Origin of the sequence: Allobosea sp. CCNWLY174 (assembly GCF_037120455.1) — a bacterium.
Lineage (GTDB): Bacteria > Pseudomonadota > Alphaproteobacteria > Rhizobiales > Beijerinckiaceae > Allobosea > Allobosea lupini.
The window spans coordinates 125,987-143,210 of record NZ_JBBBBQ010000006.1; the positions used below are offsets into that span (position 1 = coordinate 125,987).

18 protein-coding genes and 1 riboswitch are annotated in these 17,224 nt (G+C 68.0%); of the genes, 16 read left to right on the top strand and 2 right to left on the bottom strand.

Annotation, left to right across the window (positions count from 1 at the left end; translation table 11 throughout):
- Nucleotides 1-13 precede the first annotated feature (13 nt).
- The 11 genes from V7S63_RS18435 (at nucleotide 14) to thiE (ending at nucleotide 10,417) form a co-directional block, all read left to right on the top strand.
- A complete protein-coding gene (locus V7S63_RS18435; protein ID WP_100960000.1) occupies nucleotides 14-907 on the top strand; it encodes a polysaccharide deacetylase family protein in 894 nt (297 codons plus the stop codon).
- Between the two features lie 872 nt (nucleotides 908-1,779).
- Nucleotides 1,780-3,165 (top strand): OmpA family protein, encoded by a 1,386-nt coding sequence (locus V7S63_RS18440; RefSeq protein ID WP_336531258.1) that lies wholly within the window; start codon nucleotides 1,780-1,782, stop codon nucleotides 3,163-3,165.
- A gap of 162 nt (nucleotides 3,166-3,327) precedes the next feature.
- On the top strand, nucleotides 3,328-3,576 hold the full coding sequence (locus V7S63_RS18445) for a hypothetical protein (protein ID WP_143079707.1): 249 nt from the start codon (nucleotides 3,328-3,330) through the stop codon (nucleotides 3,574-3,576).
- A 69-nt stretch (nucleotides 3,577-3,645) separates the two neighbouring features.
- Entirely contained in the window at nucleotides 3,646-3,846 is a 201-nt protein-coding gene (locus V7S63_RS18450) for a hypothetical protein (RefSeq protein ID WP_091834996.1), read from the top strand.
- A gap of 104 nt (nucleotides 3,847-3,950) precedes the next feature.
- A riboswitch (TPP riboswitch) is annotated at nucleotides 3,951-4,055 on the top strand.
- 78 nt (nucleotides 4,056-4,133) lie between these two features.
- Complete coding sequence (thiC, locus tag V7S63_RS18455; RefSeq protein WP_336531259.1) at nucleotides 4,134-6,011, top strand: phosphomethylpyrimidine synthase ThiC; 1,878 nt, start codon at nucleotides 4,134-4,136, stop codon at nucleotides 6,009-6,011.
- A gap of 5 nt (nucleotides 6,012-6,016) precedes the next feature.
- Complete coding sequence (gene thiO, locus V7S63_RS18460; protein WP_336531260.1) at nucleotides 6,017-7,018, top strand: glycine oxidase ThiO; 1,002 nt, start codon at nucleotides 6,017-6,019, stop codon at nucleotides 7,016-7,018.
- The gene (thiS, locus tag V7S63_RS18465; protein ID WP_336531261.1) at nucleotides 6,987-7,184 is read left to right on the top strand and encodes a sulfur carrier protein ThiS; all 198 of its coding nucleotides are present in this window, start codon (nucleotides 6,987-6,989) and stop codon (nucleotides 7,182-7,184) included. Before thiO ends, thiS begins: the two co-directional genes overlap by 32 nt.
- A gap of 4 nt (nucleotides 7,185-7,188) precedes the next feature.
- The gene (locus tag V7S63_RS18470) at nucleotides 7,189-7,959 is read left to right on the top strand and encodes a thiazole synthase (protein ID WP_336531262.1); all 771 of its coding nucleotides are present in this window, start codon (nucleotides 7,189-7,191) and stop codon (nucleotides 7,957-7,959) included.
- Nucleotides 7,960-7,973: 14 nt separating this feature from the next.
- Entirely contained in the window at nucleotides 7,974-8,945 is a 972-nt protein-coding gene (locus V7S63_RS18475; protein WP_336531263.1) for a HesA/MoeB/ThiF family protein, read from the top strand.
- Nucleotides 8,946-8,984: 39 nt separating this feature from the next.
- Complete coding sequence (locus V7S63_RS18480) at nucleotides 8,985-9,752, top strand: hydroxyethylthiazole kinase (RefSeq protein ID WP_336531264.1); 768 nt, start codon at nucleotides 8,985-8,987, stop codon at nucleotides 9,750-9,752.
- On the top strand, nucleotides 9,749-10,417 hold the full coding sequence (gene thiE, locus V7S63_RS18485; RefSeq protein WP_336531265.1) for a thiamine phosphate synthase: 669 nt from the start codon (nucleotides 9,749-9,751) through the stop codon (nucleotides 10,415-10,417). The genes V7S63_RS18480 and thiE overlap by 4 nt, the downstream gene beginning before the upstream one ends.
- Nucleotide 10,418: 1 nt before the next feature.
- Here the strand turns inward: thiE and V7S63_RS18490 are convergent, their stop codons facing one another.
- Nucleotides 10,419-11,450, bottom strand: a complete 1,032-nt coding sequence (locus V7S63_RS18490) for a proline racemase family protein (RefSeq protein ID WP_336531266.1) — start codon at nucleotides 11,448-11,450, stop codon at nucleotides 10,419-10,421.
- Nucleotides 11,447-12,625 carry a fumarylacetoacetate hydrolase family protein gene (locus tag V7S63_RS18495; RefSeq protein ID WP_336531267.1) on the bottom strand — a complete coding sequence of 393 codons (1,179 nt, stop codon included), beginning with the start codon at nucleotides 12,623-12,625 and terminating at the stop codon, nucleotides 11,447-11,449. The genes V7S63_RS18490 and V7S63_RS18495 overlap by 4 nt, the downstream gene beginning before the upstream one ends.
- 204 nt (nucleotides 12,626-12,829) lie before the next feature.
- Here V7S63_RS18495 and ugpB point away from each other — a divergent pair, with 204 nt between their 5' ends.
- The 5 genes from ugpB to ugpE are packed head-to-tail and all read left to right on the top strand — an operon-like array spanning nucleotide 12,830 to nucleotide 17,221.
- Entirely contained in the window at nucleotides 12,830-14,146 is a 1,317-nt protein-coding gene (ugpB, locus tag V7S63_RS18500; RefSeq protein ID WP_336531268.1) for a sn-glycerol-3-phosphate ABC transporter substrate-binding protein UgpB, read from the top strand.
- Between the two features lie 60 nt (nucleotides 14,147-14,206).
- The gene (gene ugpA, locus V7S63_RS18505) at nucleotides 14,207-15,088 is read left to right on the top strand and encodes a sn-glycerol-3-phosphate ABC transporter permease UgpA (RefSeq protein WP_091836031.1); all 882 of its coding nucleotides are present in this window, start codon (nucleotides 14,207-14,209) and stop codon (nucleotides 15,086-15,088) included.
- A complete protein-coding gene (locus V7S63_RS18510; RefSeq protein WP_336531269.1) occupies nucleotides 15,088-15,618 on the top strand; it encodes a hypothetical protein in 531 nt (176 codons plus the stop codon). Before ugpA ends, V7S63_RS18510 begins: the two co-directional genes overlap by 1 nt.
- Nucleotides 15,615-16,373: a creatininase family protein gene (locus tag V7S63_RS18515; RefSeq protein WP_336531270.1), complete on the top strand. Its 759-nt coding sequence runs from the start codon at nucleotides 15,615-15,617 to the stop codon at nucleotides 16,371-16,373. The genes V7S63_RS18510 and V7S63_RS18515 overlap by 4 nt, the downstream gene beginning before the upstream one ends.
- On the top strand, nucleotides 16,373-17,221 hold the full coding sequence (gene ugpE, locus V7S63_RS18520; RefSeq protein WP_091834963.1) for a sn-glycerol-3-phosphate ABC transporter permease UgpE: 849 nt from the start codon (nucleotides 16,373-16,375) through the stop codon (nucleotides 17,219-17,221). The genes V7S63_RS18515 and ugpE overlap by 1 nt, the downstream gene beginning before the upstream one ends.
- The last annotated feature ends 3 nt before the right edge of the window (nucleotides 17,222-17,224 follow it).

Below are 17,224 nucleotides of genomic sequence, written 5' to 3' on the forward strand. Positions count from 1 at the left end.
CAGGAGGAACGCCATGACCGAACTGAAGCCCTGGCAATGGCCGGAGGAGATTTGGCGCGGCAAGGTCGAGCAGGTCCGCGCTGGCCGCAACCTCAAGCCGAAGGTGTGGCCGGGTGGGGCGCGTTGCGCCGTAGCGCTCTCCTTCGACGTCGATCACGAGACCAATGAACTGCGCGACGGCGGCAAATCGGTCGGCCGGCTGTCCTGGGGCCAGTACGGCAATCGCGCCGGCATGCCGCGCATCCTCTCCATGCTGGCGCGCGAGGAGATCAAGGCGAGCTTCTTCGTGCCGGCTGTGACCGCACTCCTCTATCCCGACGAACAGCGCCGCGTCATCGCCGAAGGCCACGAGATCGGCCTGCATGGCTGGATCCACGAGGTCAACACCGCTGTGCCACCTGAGGCGGAGCGCGAATTGCACCTGCGCTCGGCCGATACGCTGGAGAAAGTCACGGGTGTCAGGCCGGTCGGCATGCGCACCCCGTCCTGGGATTTTTCCGAGGTGACGCTCGCCGTCGAGCGCGAGCTCGGCCTGATCTACGATTCCTCGCTCTTCGCCGATGACGATCCGTACGAGCTGATCGAGAAGGGCGAGCCGACCGGCATGGTCGAGCTCCCGGTCGAGTGGATTCGCGACGACGCGGTCTATTTCAACATGAACCGCTTCCAGGCGCTGCGGCCCTACACCTCGCCCGAAGCGGTGTTCGACATCTTCAAGCGCGAATTCGACGGCGCTTACGCCGAGGGCGGGCTCTTCCTGCTGACCATGCATCCGCATGTCATCACCTACCGCTCGCGCTTCTGGATCCTCGAGGAGCTTGTGCGCCACGCCAAGGCCAAGGGCGATGTCTGGTTCGCGACGCATGCCGAGATCGCGGCCTATGTGAAGGCGCAGGCGGGACTCTGACGCGGGCGTGATTTTCGGGCCGGGTGCCCCCGCGTCAGCGGAACCGTGCCCGATTTCGGCCGTTTTCGGTTCATTCGGAATTCAGGGCGCGGAGGCGTTCATCTCCGGAAGAACAACTGGAAACGGATGTCATGACGCGCACGAAAAACCTGCTTCTGATCGGCACCATCATTCCCGCCATCGTGTTGTCGCAGGGCAGTTTCGCCGCTCCATCGCTCCAGCTTGCGCAGGCGCAATCCGGCGATGACGACCGGCCGGACCAGCGCCGCCAGCGGCCGGGCGGCCAGGAGCGCCCGGCGCCGGGTGGCCAGGAACGTCCCGGCGCTCGCCCCACTCCGGGCCAGCCACCTGCCGCCCGCCCCGCCGCCCCCGAGCGTCCGGCCGGAGCGCCCCCGAGCGCCCCGCGCCCACCGTCTGCGCCGCAGGCCGCGCCTCCGGCCAACCGGGCCGAGCCCGAGCAGCCGCGCCGTCCGGCACCGCCCGCTGGCGCGGCGCCCGGCCAGATCGCGCCTTCTGCACCGCAAGGGGCGCCGCGTGCGCCTTCGACCGCACCGAGCGAGCCGCATCGTCCGGCCCCGGGGCAGATCGCGCCCCCGGCTTCGCCAGCCCGGCCGAGCGCGCCACCGGCCCAGCCCAATGCATCGGGAGCACCCTCTGGTGACGGTCAGCGCCGCCCCGCGCCTTCCCAGACGGCTCCCGGCCAGCCGCCCGCGGCCGCTCCCTCGGCACCCGCTCGACCCGCGCCCGGACAGGCTGCTCCAGGCAGCAGCGGCCAGCCCTCCGCTGCACCGCCAGCCGGTCGGGCGCCCGGCGCGCTGTCGCAGCCGGGTACGGCCCCGTCCCAGCCGGCTCCGTCGCAGCAGCAACCTGGCTTGAGCCGTCAGCCTGGGCAGGCGCCGAGCCAGCCCGCACCCGGCCAGCCGGCGACCGCACCGAATGCCGGCCGTGCGCCAGGCGCGCTGTCACAACCCGGTACCGCTCCGTCGCAGCCGGCGCCGGCCCAGCCGCAGCAGCCCTCCGGCCTCAGCCGCCAGCCTGGCCAGACGGCACCTGGACAGGCGGCACCTGGACAGGCGGCACCCACGCAGCCTGCCCCCACCCAGCCCGCGCCTGGCCAAGGTGCTCTCGGCGCCGGTCAGCCTGCGACGGGCCAGTCTGCTCCCGCTCCGAATGCCGGCCGCGCGCCGGGCGCCCCGTCCCAGCCGGGCGTCGCGCCCGGACAGGTCCAGCCGCAGCCCGGTGCGCCGGGCCAGCCCGCGCCTGACCGGCAGGGTCGCCGCGGCGGCATCGGCCTCGGTGGCGCGGCCGCGATCGGTCTCGGCGCCGCCGCGATCGGCGGCATCATGGCGACGCAGGGCGCGAATCGGCTCGACGACATCCGCAGCCGGCGGCAGGAGACGCGCGAGGGCGACGTCACCATCATCCGCGAGCCCGGCCGCACCATCATCCGCGGCGACGACGATCGCGTCATCATCCGCCGCGACGAGACGCAGCGCTTCCGCGATCTCGGCCTCGACACCCGCAGCGAGCGACGCGGCGAGGAGACCGTTACGATCTATGATCGCCCGGACGGCACGCAGATCGTCACGGTGACCGATGCCGAGGGCCGGCTGATCCGCCGCTCGCGGCGCGAGCGCGACGGCGGCGAATTCGTCATCATCGACAATGTCCGCCGCGACGGGCCGCAGGCCCGCTTCGCCGAGGAGGTCGTCGAGTTGCCGCCGCCGCCGCTGCGCATCCCGCGCGAGCGCTACATCGTCGATGCCGAACGCGCCGACGAGCGGCTGATCTACGAGACGATCACCGCGCCGCCGGTCGCGCCGGTGCCGCGCCGCTATACGCTGGACGAGGTCCGCTACTCGCCCGACCTGCGCGCCCATATGCGCAGCGTCGACATCGATACGATCAACTTCGACTCCGGCTCCTGGACGGTCACACCTGACCAGGCCGGGCGCCTGCGGGTTATCGCCGACGCGGTACGCCAGGCGGTCGAGCGCGCGCCCAACGAGGTCTTCCTGGTCGAGGGCCATACCGACGCGGTCGGCTCCGATGTCGACAACCTCTCGCTGTCGGATCGGCGGGCGCAATCCGTCGCCGAGATACTGACCCGCGATTTCGGCATCCCGGCCGAGAACCTGACGACGCAGGGCTATGGCGAGCAGTATCTGAAGATCCAGACACAGGGTGATTCCCGCGAAAACCGGCGCGTGACGCTGCGCCGGATCACGCCGCTGCTCACTGGACAGAACCAGCAGTGACGCAGGCCGGGGCGGCTCCGGCCGCTCCGGCTTTTGTGATCGGCAACCCGGAACAATCCCCACGTCGCTCCGGTTCCTCCCGCAGGCGGGCTCGCCTCGCGCCTGCCTGACTGGAGGAATGCCATGCGCAAGAACTCATGGATTCTGCTCGGATTGCTCGCCATGGGGCTGCTGGCGGCGGAAGCCGCTGCCGCTCAGTCCGTTCCGTCGGAGACGCAGCGTCAGCGCGCACCGGGCGTGCCGATGTCGCCGAATGCGGGCGAGGTTCAGAAGCTCGAGCCGCGCTCCGATCGCGTCGAGGCGCGGCGCGAGCGGCAACAGCTTGCACGCGATCGTTCCGGCCCGCCGGAACCGAACCGCGAGATTCCGATGCCGAAGCCGGTGCCGTCGATCATCGCACCGACTCGTTAGAGCTCGCCGCTTCGGGTTTAGATTCGGGTAAGGCTCGCCGCCTATGGTCCGCGACGAGGAGCCATGCCCATGAGCGAGATGTCGGTCGCGATCGCCCAGAGCCTGATCAGCATGAAGTCGGCTGCGACGCAGCAGGCGCTGCAGCTGGAAATGGTCAAGCAGAACGCCGATTCCGACCAGGCGCTGGTCGCCATGTTGCAGCAGGCCTCCGAGCAGCAGCAGGCGATGCTCCCTGCCGGCCAGGGCGGCAATCTCGACATCACCGCCTGATTTTTTCGATCCCGCCAGCTGTGTTGTCTCCTGCGCATGGCAGCGCGGCGTTTGATCGTGCTCCTTTGCCGGTTGCGCCGAGGTCACGACGGTTCTAACCTCCGCCTCGTTCCGAGGGGTGCTCGACAAGAGCTGAGATGGCCTGACAGCCGAACCCATCGAACCTGATCCGGGTCATACCGGCGGAGGGACTGGAACGCGGCTGCGCCACAAGTGCATCCGCAGACAGCGACTGGACCGTCAGACGCCCCGGATCTCCTGAACCTGAGAGGGAGGAGATCCTAAAGATGAACGCCCACACCAAACCCCAGAAGAACAGCGTCAAGGCCGCACCGCAGACGGTGACCACCGGCCCGATCATCGGCTCGCGCAAGATCTATGTCGCCGCGCCCGAGCATCCCGACATGCGCGTGCCCTTCCGCGAGGTCGTGCTGACCACCGACGCCGAGCCGCCGGTGCGCATCTACGACCCCTCAGGCCCCTATACCGAGACCGATGCGAAGATCGACCTCAACGCCGGCCTGGTGCAGCCGCGCCGCGCCTGGCTCGATGCGCGCGGCTTCGAGACGGTGCCCGGCCGCGCCGTCACTGCCGCCGACAACGGCAATATCTCGGCCGAGCAGCTCGTTCCCGCCTGCCCGGCGCAGCGCCCGATCCTCGAGGCCAGGTCCGGCCAGATGGCGACCCAGTACGAGTTCGCCAAAGCCGGCATCGTCACCCCCGAGATGATCTACGTCGCCCATCGCGAGAATCTCGGTCGCGCCGCCATGCTGGACGGTGCCCGCGAGCGCCATGCCGACGGCGAGAGCTTCGGCGCCTCGGTCCCGGAATTCGTCACGCCGGAATTCGTCCGCGACGAGATCGCCCGCGGCCGCGCCATCATCCCCGCCAACATCAACCACCCCGAACTGGAGCCGATGGCGATCGGCCGCAATTTCCTGGTCAAGATCAACGCCAATATCGGCAACTCGGCCGTGACCTCGGGCGCCGCCGAGGAGGTCGAGAAGCTGGTCTGGGCGATCCGCTGGGGCGCCGACACGGTCATGGATCTCTCCACGGGGCGCAACATCCACAACATCCGCTCCTGGATACTCAGAAACTCGCCGGTCCCGATCGGCACCGTGCCGATCTACCAGGCGCTGGAGAAGGTCGGCGGCGATCCGATCAAGCTCGACTGGGAGGTGTTCAAGGACACGCTGATCGAGCAGGCCGAGCAGGGCGTCGACTATTTCACCATCCATGCCGGCGTCAGGCTGCCCTATGTGCCGCTGACTGCCAGCCGCGTCACCGGCATCGTCTCGCGCGGCGGCTCGATCATGGCGCGCTGGTGCCTGGCGCATCACAAGGAGAGCTTCCTCTACGAGCGCTTCGACGAGATCTGCGAGATCATGCGGCGCTACGACGTCTCCTTCTCGCTCGGCGACGGCCTGCGCCCCGGCTCGATCGCCGACGCCAACGACCGCGCCCAGTTCGCCGAGCTGGAGACGCTGGGCGAGCTCACCAAGGTCGCCTGGGACAAGGGCTGCCAGGTGATGATCGAGGGCCCCGGCCATGTGCCGATGCACAAGATCAAGGAGAACATGGACAAGCAGTTGCGCGAATGCGGCGAAGCGCCGTTCTATACGCTCGGACCGCTGACCACCGACATCGCGCCGGGCTACGACCACATCACGTCGGGCATCGGCGCGGCGATGATCGGCTGGTTCGGCTGCGCCATGCTTTGCTATGTCACGCCGAAGGAGCATCTCGGCCTGCCCGATCGCGACGACGTCAAGACCGGCGTCATCACCTATCGGATCGCCGCCCATGCCGCCGACCTCGCCAAGGGCCATCCGGCGGCCAAGCTCAGGGACGACGCGCTCTCGCGTGCCCGCTTCGACTTCCGCTGGGAGGACCAGTTCAACCTGGCGCTCGATCCCGACACGGCCCGCGCCTTCCATGACGAGACGCTGCCGAAGGACGCCCACAAGGTCGCGCATTTCTGCTCGATGTGCGGCCCGAAATTCTGCTCGATGAAGATCACCCAGGATCTGCGCGCCGAGGTGCAGGCCATGGGCGACAATGAGCGCGCGGCGCTCGAAGCGATGGCCACTCAAGGAATGGCGGAAAAGTCGCAGGAGTTCCTGAAGCAGGGCGGCAATCTCTATCTGCCGGCGGCGGAGTAGAAACCATGCGCGTCGCTGTGATCGGGGCTGGCGTGGCGGGCCTCGTGACGGCGCTTGAGCTGGCCAAGCGGGGCATCGCGGTCGACGTGTTCGAACGCGGTGCTGCGCTCGGCGAGCAGGCCTGCTCCTGGGCAGCCGGCGGCATGCTGGCACCCTGGTGCGAGCGCGAGAGCGCCGAAGAGGCTGTCGTCACTTTGGGCCGGCAGGCGCTCGACTGGTGGCCGCGCCATTACGCCGGCACGCTCGCCCAAGGCACGCTCGTGCTCGCTCCTGCCCGCGATGCCGGCGAGCTGACGCGTTTCGCGGCTCGGACATCCGGATACGAACGGCTCGACGCCGAGGGCGTCGCTGCGCTGGAGCCCGATCTCGCCGGCCGCTTCCGGCAGGGCCTGTTTTTCGCGCAGGAGGCTCATCTCGATCCGCGCCGCGCGATGGCGGCTCTAGTCGAGGCGCTGCAGGCGGCCGGCGTGCCATTCCACTACGGCGTCGAGGCAGACGAGACGGAACTCGATGCCGACCGCATCATCGATTGCCGTGGCCTCACGGCACGCGACCGTCTGGGCGCATTGCGCGGCGTCCGCGGCGAGATGCTGGTGCTGCGCACCGACGAGATCAGGCTGAGCCGTCCGGTCCGGCTGCTGCATCCGCGCATTCCGCTCTATGTCGTGCCGCGCTCCGACGGGCATTTCATGATCGGCGCGACGATGATCGAGAGCGATGATCGCCGCCGCGTCAGCGCCCGCTCGGCGATCGAATTGCTCAGCGCCGCCTATGCGCTGCATCCGGCCTTCGGTGAGGCCGAGATCGTCGAATTGCGCGCCGATGTCCGCCCGGCCTTTCCCGACAACCTGCCGGGGATCGTCGAGGATGGCCGGACCTTACGCGTCAACGGCCTGTTCCGCCATGGCTTCCTGCTCTCGCCGGCTCTGGCCGGGCAGGTGGCCGATCGTCTTCTCGCATCAAGGGAGCTGCCCGATGCGCATCATCGTCAACGGCGACACGCGTGAGGTCGCCGCCCCCGTTCTGACCGAGGCATTGGCCGAGTTGGGCTATGCCGGCGCAGTCGTCGCCACCGCCGTGAACGAAGCCTTCGTGCCCACCGGTGCGCGGGCGCGGACGATCCTCGCGGACGGTGACCGGCTCGAGATCCTCGCGCCGATGCAGGGAGGCTGAGGCGATGGATTTCTACGGCTTCACCCCGCGTTCGCGCCTCTTTCTGGGCACGGCGCAATATCCTTCGCCGGCCGTGCTGCAGCGAGCGGTCGAAGCGGCCGGCGTCGACGTCGTCACGGTCTCGCTGCGCCGCGAGGCCGGGCGACTTGGCGGCGGCCAGGATTTCTGGGCGCTGATCCGCGGCCTCGGCGTCAGGGTTCTGCCGAACACCGCCGGCTGCCACTCGGTGAAGGAAGCGGTGACGACGGCGCAGATGGCGCGCGAGGTTTTTGGTACGCCCTGGATCAAGCTGGAGGTGATCGGGGAGGCCGACACGCTCCAGCCGGATGTCTTCGGGCTGGTCGAGGCCGCACGCATCCTTTGCGCCGAGGACTTCGAGGTCTTCCCCTACATGACCGAGGACCTCGTCGTGGCCGAGCGGCTGGTCGAGGCCGGCTGCCGGGTGCTGATGCCCTGGGGCGCGCCGATCGGCACTGGCAAGGGCCTGAATAATCCCTATGGCTTGCGGGCGCTGCGGGCGCATTTCCCCGATGTCCCGCTCGTCGTCGACGCCGGCATCGGCCTGCCCTCGCATGCTGCCGCGGCGATGGAACTCGGCTACGACGCGGTGCTGCTCAACACCGCCGTGGCCAAGGCCGGCGATCCCGCCGCGATGGCAGCCGCCTTCGCCCGCGCCGTCGAGGCCGGACGCCTCGCCTTCGAAGCCGGGCCGATGGAGCCGCGCGACATGGCTGCGCCATCCACGCCGGTGCTCGGCCGCGCCTTGCTCGGCTGACTGGGGAGGGAGTCATGACCGAACGCTATGCCCGCCAGATCGTCATGCCGGAGATCGGCCCCGAGGGGCAGGCGCGGCTGGCGCGCACGCGCATCCTCGTCGTCGGCGCAGGCGGCCTCGGCTGTCCCGTATCGTCCTATCTCGTCGGCGCCGGTATCGGCCGCTTGCTGCTGGCCGATCCCGACCGCGTCGAGGAGAGCAATCTGCACCGCCAGCCGCTCTACCGTATGGGCGACGTCGGACGGCCGAAGGTCGAGGCGGCGCGCGAGGCGCTCGCCGCATACAATCCCGGCGTAGCGGTCGAAGCGCTGGCGCTCAGGCTCGCGCCCGACAACGTCACGGAACTGGTGGCGCGTGCCGATATCGTCGTCGACGCCGCCGACAGTTTCGCTGCGACCTATGTTCTGAGCGACGCCTGCTGCGAGGCCGGCAAGCCGCTGATCAGCGCTTCGATCGTCGGCACCGCCGGCTATGTCGGCGCCTTCTGCGGTGGCGGGCCGAGCTATCGCGCCGTCTTCCCGGAAATGCCGGCCCGCGCCGCCGATTGCGCCACGGCAGGCGTGCTCGGCCCGGCCGTCGCCACCCTCGGCCTGCTGCAGGCGCAGAAGGCCTTGCTGCTGGCGCTTGGGCTGGAGCCGTCACCGCTCGGTCGCGTGATCAGCTTCGACGCACGCCGCCTGGGCTTCGGCGGCTTCTGCTTCGCCGGGGCGCCGGAGCCGCTTTCGGGTTCTTTTCCCTTCATCGCGCCCTCGCAGCTGTCGGCCGAGGATATCGTGGTCGAGCTACGCGGTGTCGAGGAGGCACCGGTTGCGGCCGCTCCGGATGCGATCAGGCTGACGGTCGATGAGATAGACCGGCTGTCGCTGAATGACGCTGAGGGCCGGCGCGTTGTGCTCTGCTGTCGCAGTGGTATCAGGGCGGCGCGCGCGGCCGGTCGGCTCGCCGCGCGCGGCACCACCGACCTTGCCCTGATGGCGCTGGGCTAGATTCTGTCCATATCCCTTGGCGAGCCCGATGGAGACAAGATGACGAGCGACACCACCGAGATCGCGCTGGCGCGAACCCTGCAGCCGCAGGAGGTCGCCTCCGTTCTCGCGCGCGTGGCGGAGATCCGCCCGCGCGTGCAGTGCCTGACCAACACGGTGGCGCAGAACCTCACCGCCAACATGCTGCTCGCCTTCGGCGCGATCCCCTCGATGGCGATCCATGTCGACGAGGTCGCGGCGATGGCGGAGGGCGCCGGCGCGATCCTGATCAATATCGGCACGATCAACGCGGAGAGCGAGCTCGCCATCCCCAAGCTGCTCGAAGTGGCGCGTGATCATGGGAAGCCTGTAGTCTTCGACCCGGTCTTCGTCGAGCTCTCGCCGCTGCGCCGGCACATCGCCGGGCAGGTGCTGCGCCTGCCCGACATCCTGGTGCGCGGCAACGCCACCGAGATGGCGGCGCTCTCCGTCGATCTCGCCGCCGCAAAGGGCGTGACCCGCGTCACCACCGGCAAGGTCGACCGGATCGAGAACGAGTCGGCGAGCTTTTCCGTTGCGCATGGCCATCCGCTGATGACCAGGGTCACCGGCATCGGCTGCGCCGCCGGCGCGCTGATCGCGGCCTGCTGCGCGGTCGAGGCGAACAAGGCGGTCGCGGCGGCGGCGGCCTTGACCGCCTATGGCATTGCCGGCGAAATCGCCGCCGAGCGCTGCCGCGGCCCCGGCAGCTTCGAGGTCGAGCTGATCGACGCGGTGGCGGCGATGGACGCGGCGACGCTGGCGGCACGGATGGGAAGCGGACGATGAGCGTCGACATCACTCTTTACGGCATCGTCGATCCGCAGATCGCCAAGGGCCGCTCCATGGCAGACATGGCTCGCGCGGCAGTCGAGGGCGGCGCGACGCTGATCCAGCTTCGTGCCAAGACCGAGACGACGCGCGAGATGGTGCGCGAGGCGCGCGCCATTCGCTCGGCCCTGCACGGCACCAATGTGCCGCTGCTGATCAACGACCGCGTCGACGTCGCGCTCGCGTCCGGCGCCGACGGCGTCCATCTCGGCGCCGACGACATGAAGCTGGTCGATGCCCGCCGCCTGCTTGGCCCGCGCGCGATCATCGGCGCAACGCTGAAGCATGAGAGCGAGCTGCCCGAGCTGGCCTCGGCGAAGATCGACTATGCCTGCATCGGCGGCGTCTTCCCGACCGCGCACAAGGACAATGCCGGCGCGGCGCTCGGCGTCGACGGGCTCAAAGCCTTGCGCCAGGCGGCAACGCGCGTGCTCGGCGCCCTGCCGGTCGGCGCCATCGCCGGCATCACCGCCGCAAATGCCGGCTCGGTGATCGCTGCGGGCGCCGATGGCGTTGCGGTGATCGGCGCGCTCTTCGGCGGCGACGACGTCCGCGAGGCGGCGCGCGACCTCCGGCTCGCGATCGAGACCGCCCTGTCGGAGCGGGGCGCCGCGAGCGCCTGATCTAGCCCACGATCTCTGCGAAGCGCTTCGGCAGGGCAAATCCGTGGCCGAGCGGGTCGTCCGCCTCGATGACGAAGCTGCCTTCCCCGGCGAGATGACCGCGGCCGCCGACCTCGACGGTCACCGCGCCCGCAGCAGGGAAGTCGACCGGGCCGATGACCTTGCCGATGAAGGTGCCGCCGGTGATGCTGCGGATTCGGCGGCTCTGGCCGGCGGGAATCAGCCCCTTGGCATGGTCCAGCGCCATCCGGGCCGTGACGCCGGATCCGGTGGGCGAGCGGTCGATCTGGCGCTCGGCGAAGACGCAGAGATTGAAGCTGTCCTCACCCGGCCCGGCCTCGTCGGTGACGATCGTGCCATAGAGGAAGCCGAGATCGGGCTCGGTCGGATGCGTGATCGTGCGGCTCGCCCGGACCTGGTCGGTCAGCGCGCCGGCGGCCGCGACGATCTTCTCCACCGGCGTCTGCATCAGGTCGAGCCCGAAACGCGAGGCCGGCAGGATGCAGTAATAGGCGCCGCCATAGGCGATGTCGGTAACGACATCGCCTATGGCGGGCACGGAAACGACGAGGTCGCGGGCCTCGACGAAGGCCGGCACGCTCTCGAAGCTGACGTTACCGACTTTCCAATAGCCTTTGCTGCCCTTGACCTCGCAGGCTAGGCGCACCAGCCCGCAGGGCGCCTCGATGGCGAAACGGGTGACCGGCTCGCTCGCCTCGACCAGGCCCTGCTCGATCGCATAGCGGCCGAGCGCGATGGTCGCGTGGCCGCACATGGTCGAATAGCCCTCGTTATGCGTGAACAGCACGCCGAAAGCCGCGTCCGGATGGCTCGCCGCGACCGGGATGACGCCATACATGCCGTCATGCCCGCGCGGCTCCAGCATCATCGCGCGGCGAAGATGGTCATGTTGCTCGCGCGCCTGCCGGCGCTTGTCGAGGATGCCGGCGCCGGTCAACTCCGGGTAGCCACCGGTGACGATGCGAACCGGCTCGCCGCAGGTGTGGTAGTCGATATAGCTCAGGCGCGTCACAGCAGCCCGCGCTTCGCCAGGTTTCGCATCAGATGCGAGGCGCCGAAGCGCCAGGGCTCGCATTCGTCGGTGCGCCGCATGCGGTTGACCAGCGCACCGAGCTCGGGCGCCGAGATCGTGACGACGTCGCCGTATTTGTGGGTGAAGCCGCCGCCCGGAGCATCGCGATCCTTGATCGGCGCGAACATGGTGCCGAGATAGAGCACCGCCCCGTCCGGATACTGGTGGTGCGGGCCGATCATCTGCGCGGCGAGGTCGGCGGGATCGCGGCTGATCTTCGCGATCGAGGACGAGCCTTCCAGCGTGAAGCCGTCCTCGCCCGCGACGGTCAGGCTCACCGTCGTCTTGCGGACATGGTCGAGCGAGAAATCGCCGTCGAAGAAGCGGATGAACGGGCCGATCGCGGCGGCGGCGTTGTTGTCCTTGGCCTTGCCGAGCAGCAGGGCCGAGCGGCCCTCGACATCGCGCAGGTTGACGTCGTTGCCGAGGCTGGCGCCGACGATGCGGCCATCCGAGGCGACGACCAGCACGATCTCGGGCTCGGGATTGTTCCAGCTCGAGGCGGGGTGCAGGCCGGCGTCGGCGCCGGTGCCGACCGCCGACATCGGCGGCGCCTTGGTGAAAATCTCGGCGTCCGGCCCGATGCCGACCTCGAGATACTGGCTCCAGCTGTTCTGGGCGATCAGCACCTCCTTCAGCTTCATCGCCTCCGGGGAGCCGGGCTTGAGCTTTGAAAGGTCGTCGCCGATCAGCTTGCCGATCTCGGCGCGGATCTCGGCCGCAGCCGCCGGGTTGCCCCGCGCCTTCTCCTCGATGACGCGCTCCAGCATCGAGACGGCGAAGGTGACGCCGGCCGCCTTGACCGCCTGCAGGTCGACCGGAGCGAGCAGCCAGGGCTTGCCGTCATCGCGGCTGGCGGCCGAGCTGTTGGCGAGGAGATCGGCGAGCGAGCCGAGGCTCTCGCCATCAGCGGCGCGCAGCGCTACTGCCGGATCGGTGGTCTCGCAGAGGTCGCGCATGGTCGAGAAGGTGGCGGTGACGTCGATCACCCTATCGCCCTCAAGCTTGACCACCGACGGACCGGCAAGATCAGGGCGCCAGACCCGGCCGGCCAGAGCGGCGCGGTCGGCATCGGCCGGCAGGGTGTTGGCGGGCGTGAGAGAGAGCGAGGGCATGGCTGATCCAGCTTGTGTGCAGTGTACAGGACGAGCTGCGAAGAACAGCCGCTTCCGCGGGAAATCGCAAGTGCGCGGATGCGCGTCCACAGCGAGGCGGAAATGTCATCGTTTTGTCATTGAACTGTCGCCCCGGCTTCATGCTAGCTTGCGCACCAACGACAAGAACGCCCGCGCATGCCGGGGGCTGAGAGGGAGCTGATCATGACCTTCAAATTCAAGACCCTGACCGCCGTTGGCGCATTCGCGCTGGCCGCCGCTTCGCCGGCTTTGGCGCAGACCGAAATCCAGTGGTGGCACGCCATGACCGGCGCCAACAACGACGTCGTCGTCAAGCTGGCCGAGGAGTTCAACGCCTCGCAGAAGGACTACAAGGTCGTCGTCGCCTACAAGGGTTCTTATCCCGACACCCTGAACGCCGGCATCGCCGCCTTCCGTGCCGGCAATGCCCCGCACATCATGCAGGTCTTCGAAGTCGGCACCGCGACGATGATGTCGGCCAAGGGCGCGATCAAGCCGGTCGCCGACGTGATGAAGGACGCCGGCGAGACGTTCGACCCCAAGAGCTACCTGCCGGCGATCACCGGCTACTATTCGACGACGAAGGGCGAGATGCTCTCCTTCCCGTTCAACTCGTCCTCGATGGTGATGTGGTACAACAAGGACGCGCTGAAGAAGGCCGGCCTGCCGGAAGCGCCGCCGAAGACCTGGCCGGAAGCGTTCGAAGCCGCCAGGAAATTGAAGGCCGCCGGCTGGGACAAGTGCGGCATTTCCACGGCCTGGACGACCTGGGCCAATATCGAGCAGCTCGGCGCCTGGCACAACGTGCCTGTCGGTACCAAGGCCAACGGCTTCGACGGCTTCGACACCGAGTTCCGCATCAACAGCGACCTCTTCGTCAAGCATCTGACCAATCTCGCCAACCTGCAGAAGGAAGGCGTGTTCTCCTATTCCGGCCGTACCAACACCGGCGAGGGCCGCTTCACCTCGGGCGAATGCCCGCTCTTCCTGACCTCCTCGGCCTTCTTCGGCAACGTCAAGGCCAACGCCAAGTTCGACTGGTCGAACGCGCCGATGCCGTACTATCCGGATGTCGCCGGCGCGCCGCAGAATTCGATCATCGGCGGCGCTTCGCTCTGGGTCATGGGCGGCAAGAAGGCCGACGAGTACAAGGGCGTCGCCAAGTTCTTCACCTTCCTCTCGGACGTCGACCGGCAGGTGAAGCTGCACACCGAGTCCGGCTATCTGCCGATCACCAAGGCGGCCTATGAGAAGGTCAAGGCGTCGGGCTTCTACAAGCAGAACCCCTATCTCGAGACCCCGCTGCTCGAGCTCAACAACAAGGAGCCGACCGAAAACTCGCGCGGCGTCCGCTTCGGCGGCCTGGTCCAGATCCGCGACATCTGGTCGGAGGAGATCGAGGCGGCCCTGAACGGCCAGAAGACGCCGAAGGCGGCGCTCGACGCGGCCAATGAGCGTGGCAACCAGGCGCTGCGCCAGTTCGAGCGCACCGCCAAGTAAGACAAGACTGATCGAAGGCCGGGGCGCTTGTCCCGGCCTTCCTTGCCGCCGGGCTGGCCGATGCAGAAATACGCTCACTTCAAGGGGCTGACGATCCCGCTGCTGCTCCTCCTGCCGCAGCTCGCGATCACGGTCGTCTTCTTCTACTGGCCGGCGAGCCAGGCGGTCTGGCAGAGCTTCCTGCTGCAGGATGCCTTCGGCATCTCGACCGAGTTCGTCTGGTTCGAGAACTATCGCGACCTGTTCGCCAAGCCCGAATATTACAAGGCGCTGATCAACACCGGCATCTTCTCGGTCTTCGTCGCGCTGCTCTCGCTCTCGCTGGCGCTGCTCTTCGCGGTGATGGCGGATCGGGCCATCCGCGGCGCCGAAATCTACAAGACCCTGCTGATCTGGCCCTATGCCGTCGCGCCCGCCATTGCCGGCGTGCTCTGGATCTTCATGTTCGATCCCTCCCTCGGCATGCTGGCGCGGGGGCTGCAGAGCCTTGGCGTCGCCTGGAATCCGCGCCTCAACGGCAATGACGCGATGACGCTGGTCATCCTGGCGGCGACCTGGAAACAAATCTCCTACAACTTCCTGTTCTTTCTCGCCGGCCTGCAGTCGATCCCCAAGAGCGTGATCGAGGCGGCGGTGATCGACGGCGCCCGGCCGATGCGGCGCTTCTGGACCATCGTCTTCCCGCTGCTCTCGCCGACGACCTTCTTCCTGCTGGTCGTCAACCTCGTCTACGTCTTCTTCGACACCTTCGGCATCATCGACACGGTCAGCGGCGGCGGCCCCTCGGGCGCGACTGAGACGCTGGTCTATAAGGTCTATTCCGACGGCAAGGGCGGTACCAATCTCGGCGGCTCGGCGGCGCAATCGGTGATCCTGCTCGCCATGGTCATCGCCATGACCGCCTTCCAGTTCCGCTTCATCGAGCGGAAGGTGAACTACTGATGCGGTGGGGCCGTCGCCTTGGCCTCGCGGCGCTTGCTGGTTTCTGCCTCGTGCCAACCCTGGCGTCGGCGCACGGCCGGGTGATCGACGCCTGGAAGGGCGTGGTGCTGAATTGCGGCCCGGGTACGGAGCTGGCCTGGGCCGATCGCATCTGCAAGCTGCTGATCGGCGAGATGCGCAAGCAGGCCGAGGCCGCGAAGATCGCCTTCGTCGCTGTGCCGACCCCCTCCGACGATGTGACGCTCGACCGCCGGGCCTCCGAGGAGGGGCTCGATATCTTCAGCATCATCCATGTCCGCTTCGGCATCTCGCAGCCGACGGGCAGCCTGAAGAATCGCGACCTCACTCTCATCCTGCGATCCTTGACCGCCGGCTCGCTGTTCGAGATGCGCAAGGACGGACCCTACAAGGTGCTGAGCTATACGCCGATGATCTCGATCAACGAGGGCGAGGCCGCCGCCCGAGCGCCCTGGGTCGCACAGACCCTGGCAGAGCTCTTCTTCGTCCCGATGCTGAAGGCGCGGCCATGACCTCGGTGCTCTGGCAGGATCTCACCGCCGAGGAATTGCGCGAGAAGGCGGCGCGCGATGCCGTCGTCGTGCTGCCGGTCGCCTCGATGGAGCAGCATGGCCCGCATCTGCCGGTCGGCGTCGACACCATCCTGTGCGGCGGCGTCTGCAAGCTCGCAGCCGAGCGGGCGGGAGATGTCGAGGTCGTCGTCGCACCGACCCTGTGGTGCGGCATGGCCGAGCATCACATGGCCTTCGGCGGCACCTTCACCTTCGACATCCCGACCTATCGCGCCGTCCTGCTCGCTCTGCTGAAGAGCCTGGAGCGCCACGGCTTCCACCGCGTCGTCATCGTCAACGGGCATGGCGGCAACATCGCCGCGCTCGGCGCCTTCCTGCCGGACTTTGCCCGCGAGACCTCGCTGTCGATCCGTGCCACCACGTATTTCCTGCTGGCGCAGGAGGCGATTGCGCCCTTCATGGACGATCAGATCAGCGTGCTGCACGCCTGCGAGGTCGAGACCTCGATGATGATGGTGCTGGCGCCGGAGACAGTCAGGCAGGAACGGCTGCCGGAGGCCTACGGCATGCTGGATGCCGACCTGACGGCGCTGACCCGCCCGACCGTCGGCCAGTACAAGCCCTTCCGCGAGATGACGGATACCGGCGTGATCGGCGATGCCCGCAGGGCCACTGCGGCAAAGGGGCAGGCCTTCCTCGACGCTTCGGCGGATGCGCTGGCGAAGCTCCTGAGTGATCGCGGAGGACATGGCTGATGGTCGAGGACCGCCGCCTGGGCGATGCGATCGCCTACATCATCCTGACGATCGGCGTGCTCATCTGCGCCTTTCCGGTCTGGCTGACCTTCGTCGCCTCGACCTGGGACAACGCCACCATCATCAACGGGCAGTTGCCGCTCTATCCGGGCCCGCATTTCTTCGAGAACTACTACCGCATCCTCTTCGTCGGCACCTCGGGCTCGACCCGCGAGCCGGTGGCGAGCATGATGTTCAACTCCTTCGTGATGGCGATGACGATCGCGCTGGGCAAGATCTTTATCTCGGTGCTCTCGGCCTACGCCATCGTCTATTACCGCTTCCCGTTCCGGATGGCGGCGTTCTGGATCATCTTCGTCACCCTGATGCTCCCGGTCGAGGTCCGCATCTTCCCGACCTTCAAGGTCGTCTCCGATCTCGGCATGCTCGACAGCTATCAGGGCCTGGCCGTGCCGCTGATCGCCTCGGCGACGGGCACATTGCTGTTCCGGCAGTTCTTCATGACCATCCCGGACGAGCTGCTGGAGGCCTCGAAGATCGACGGCGCCGGCCCGTTCAAGTTCTTCAAGGACACGGTGCTGCCGCTCTCGCTGACGACGATCGCGGCGCTCTTCGTCATCCAGTTCATCTATGGCTGGAACCAGTATCTCTGGCCGCTGCTAATCACGACCAAGGACTCGATGCAGACCATCGTGATCGGCATCCGCAAGATGATCACCACCTCCGACGCCCTGACCGAATGGCAGCTCGCCATGGCCACCGCCATGCTCGCCATGCTGCCCCCGGTCCTCGTCGTCATCGCCATGCAGAGGCTCTTCGTGAAGGGCCTCGTCGAGACAGAGAAGTAGCCC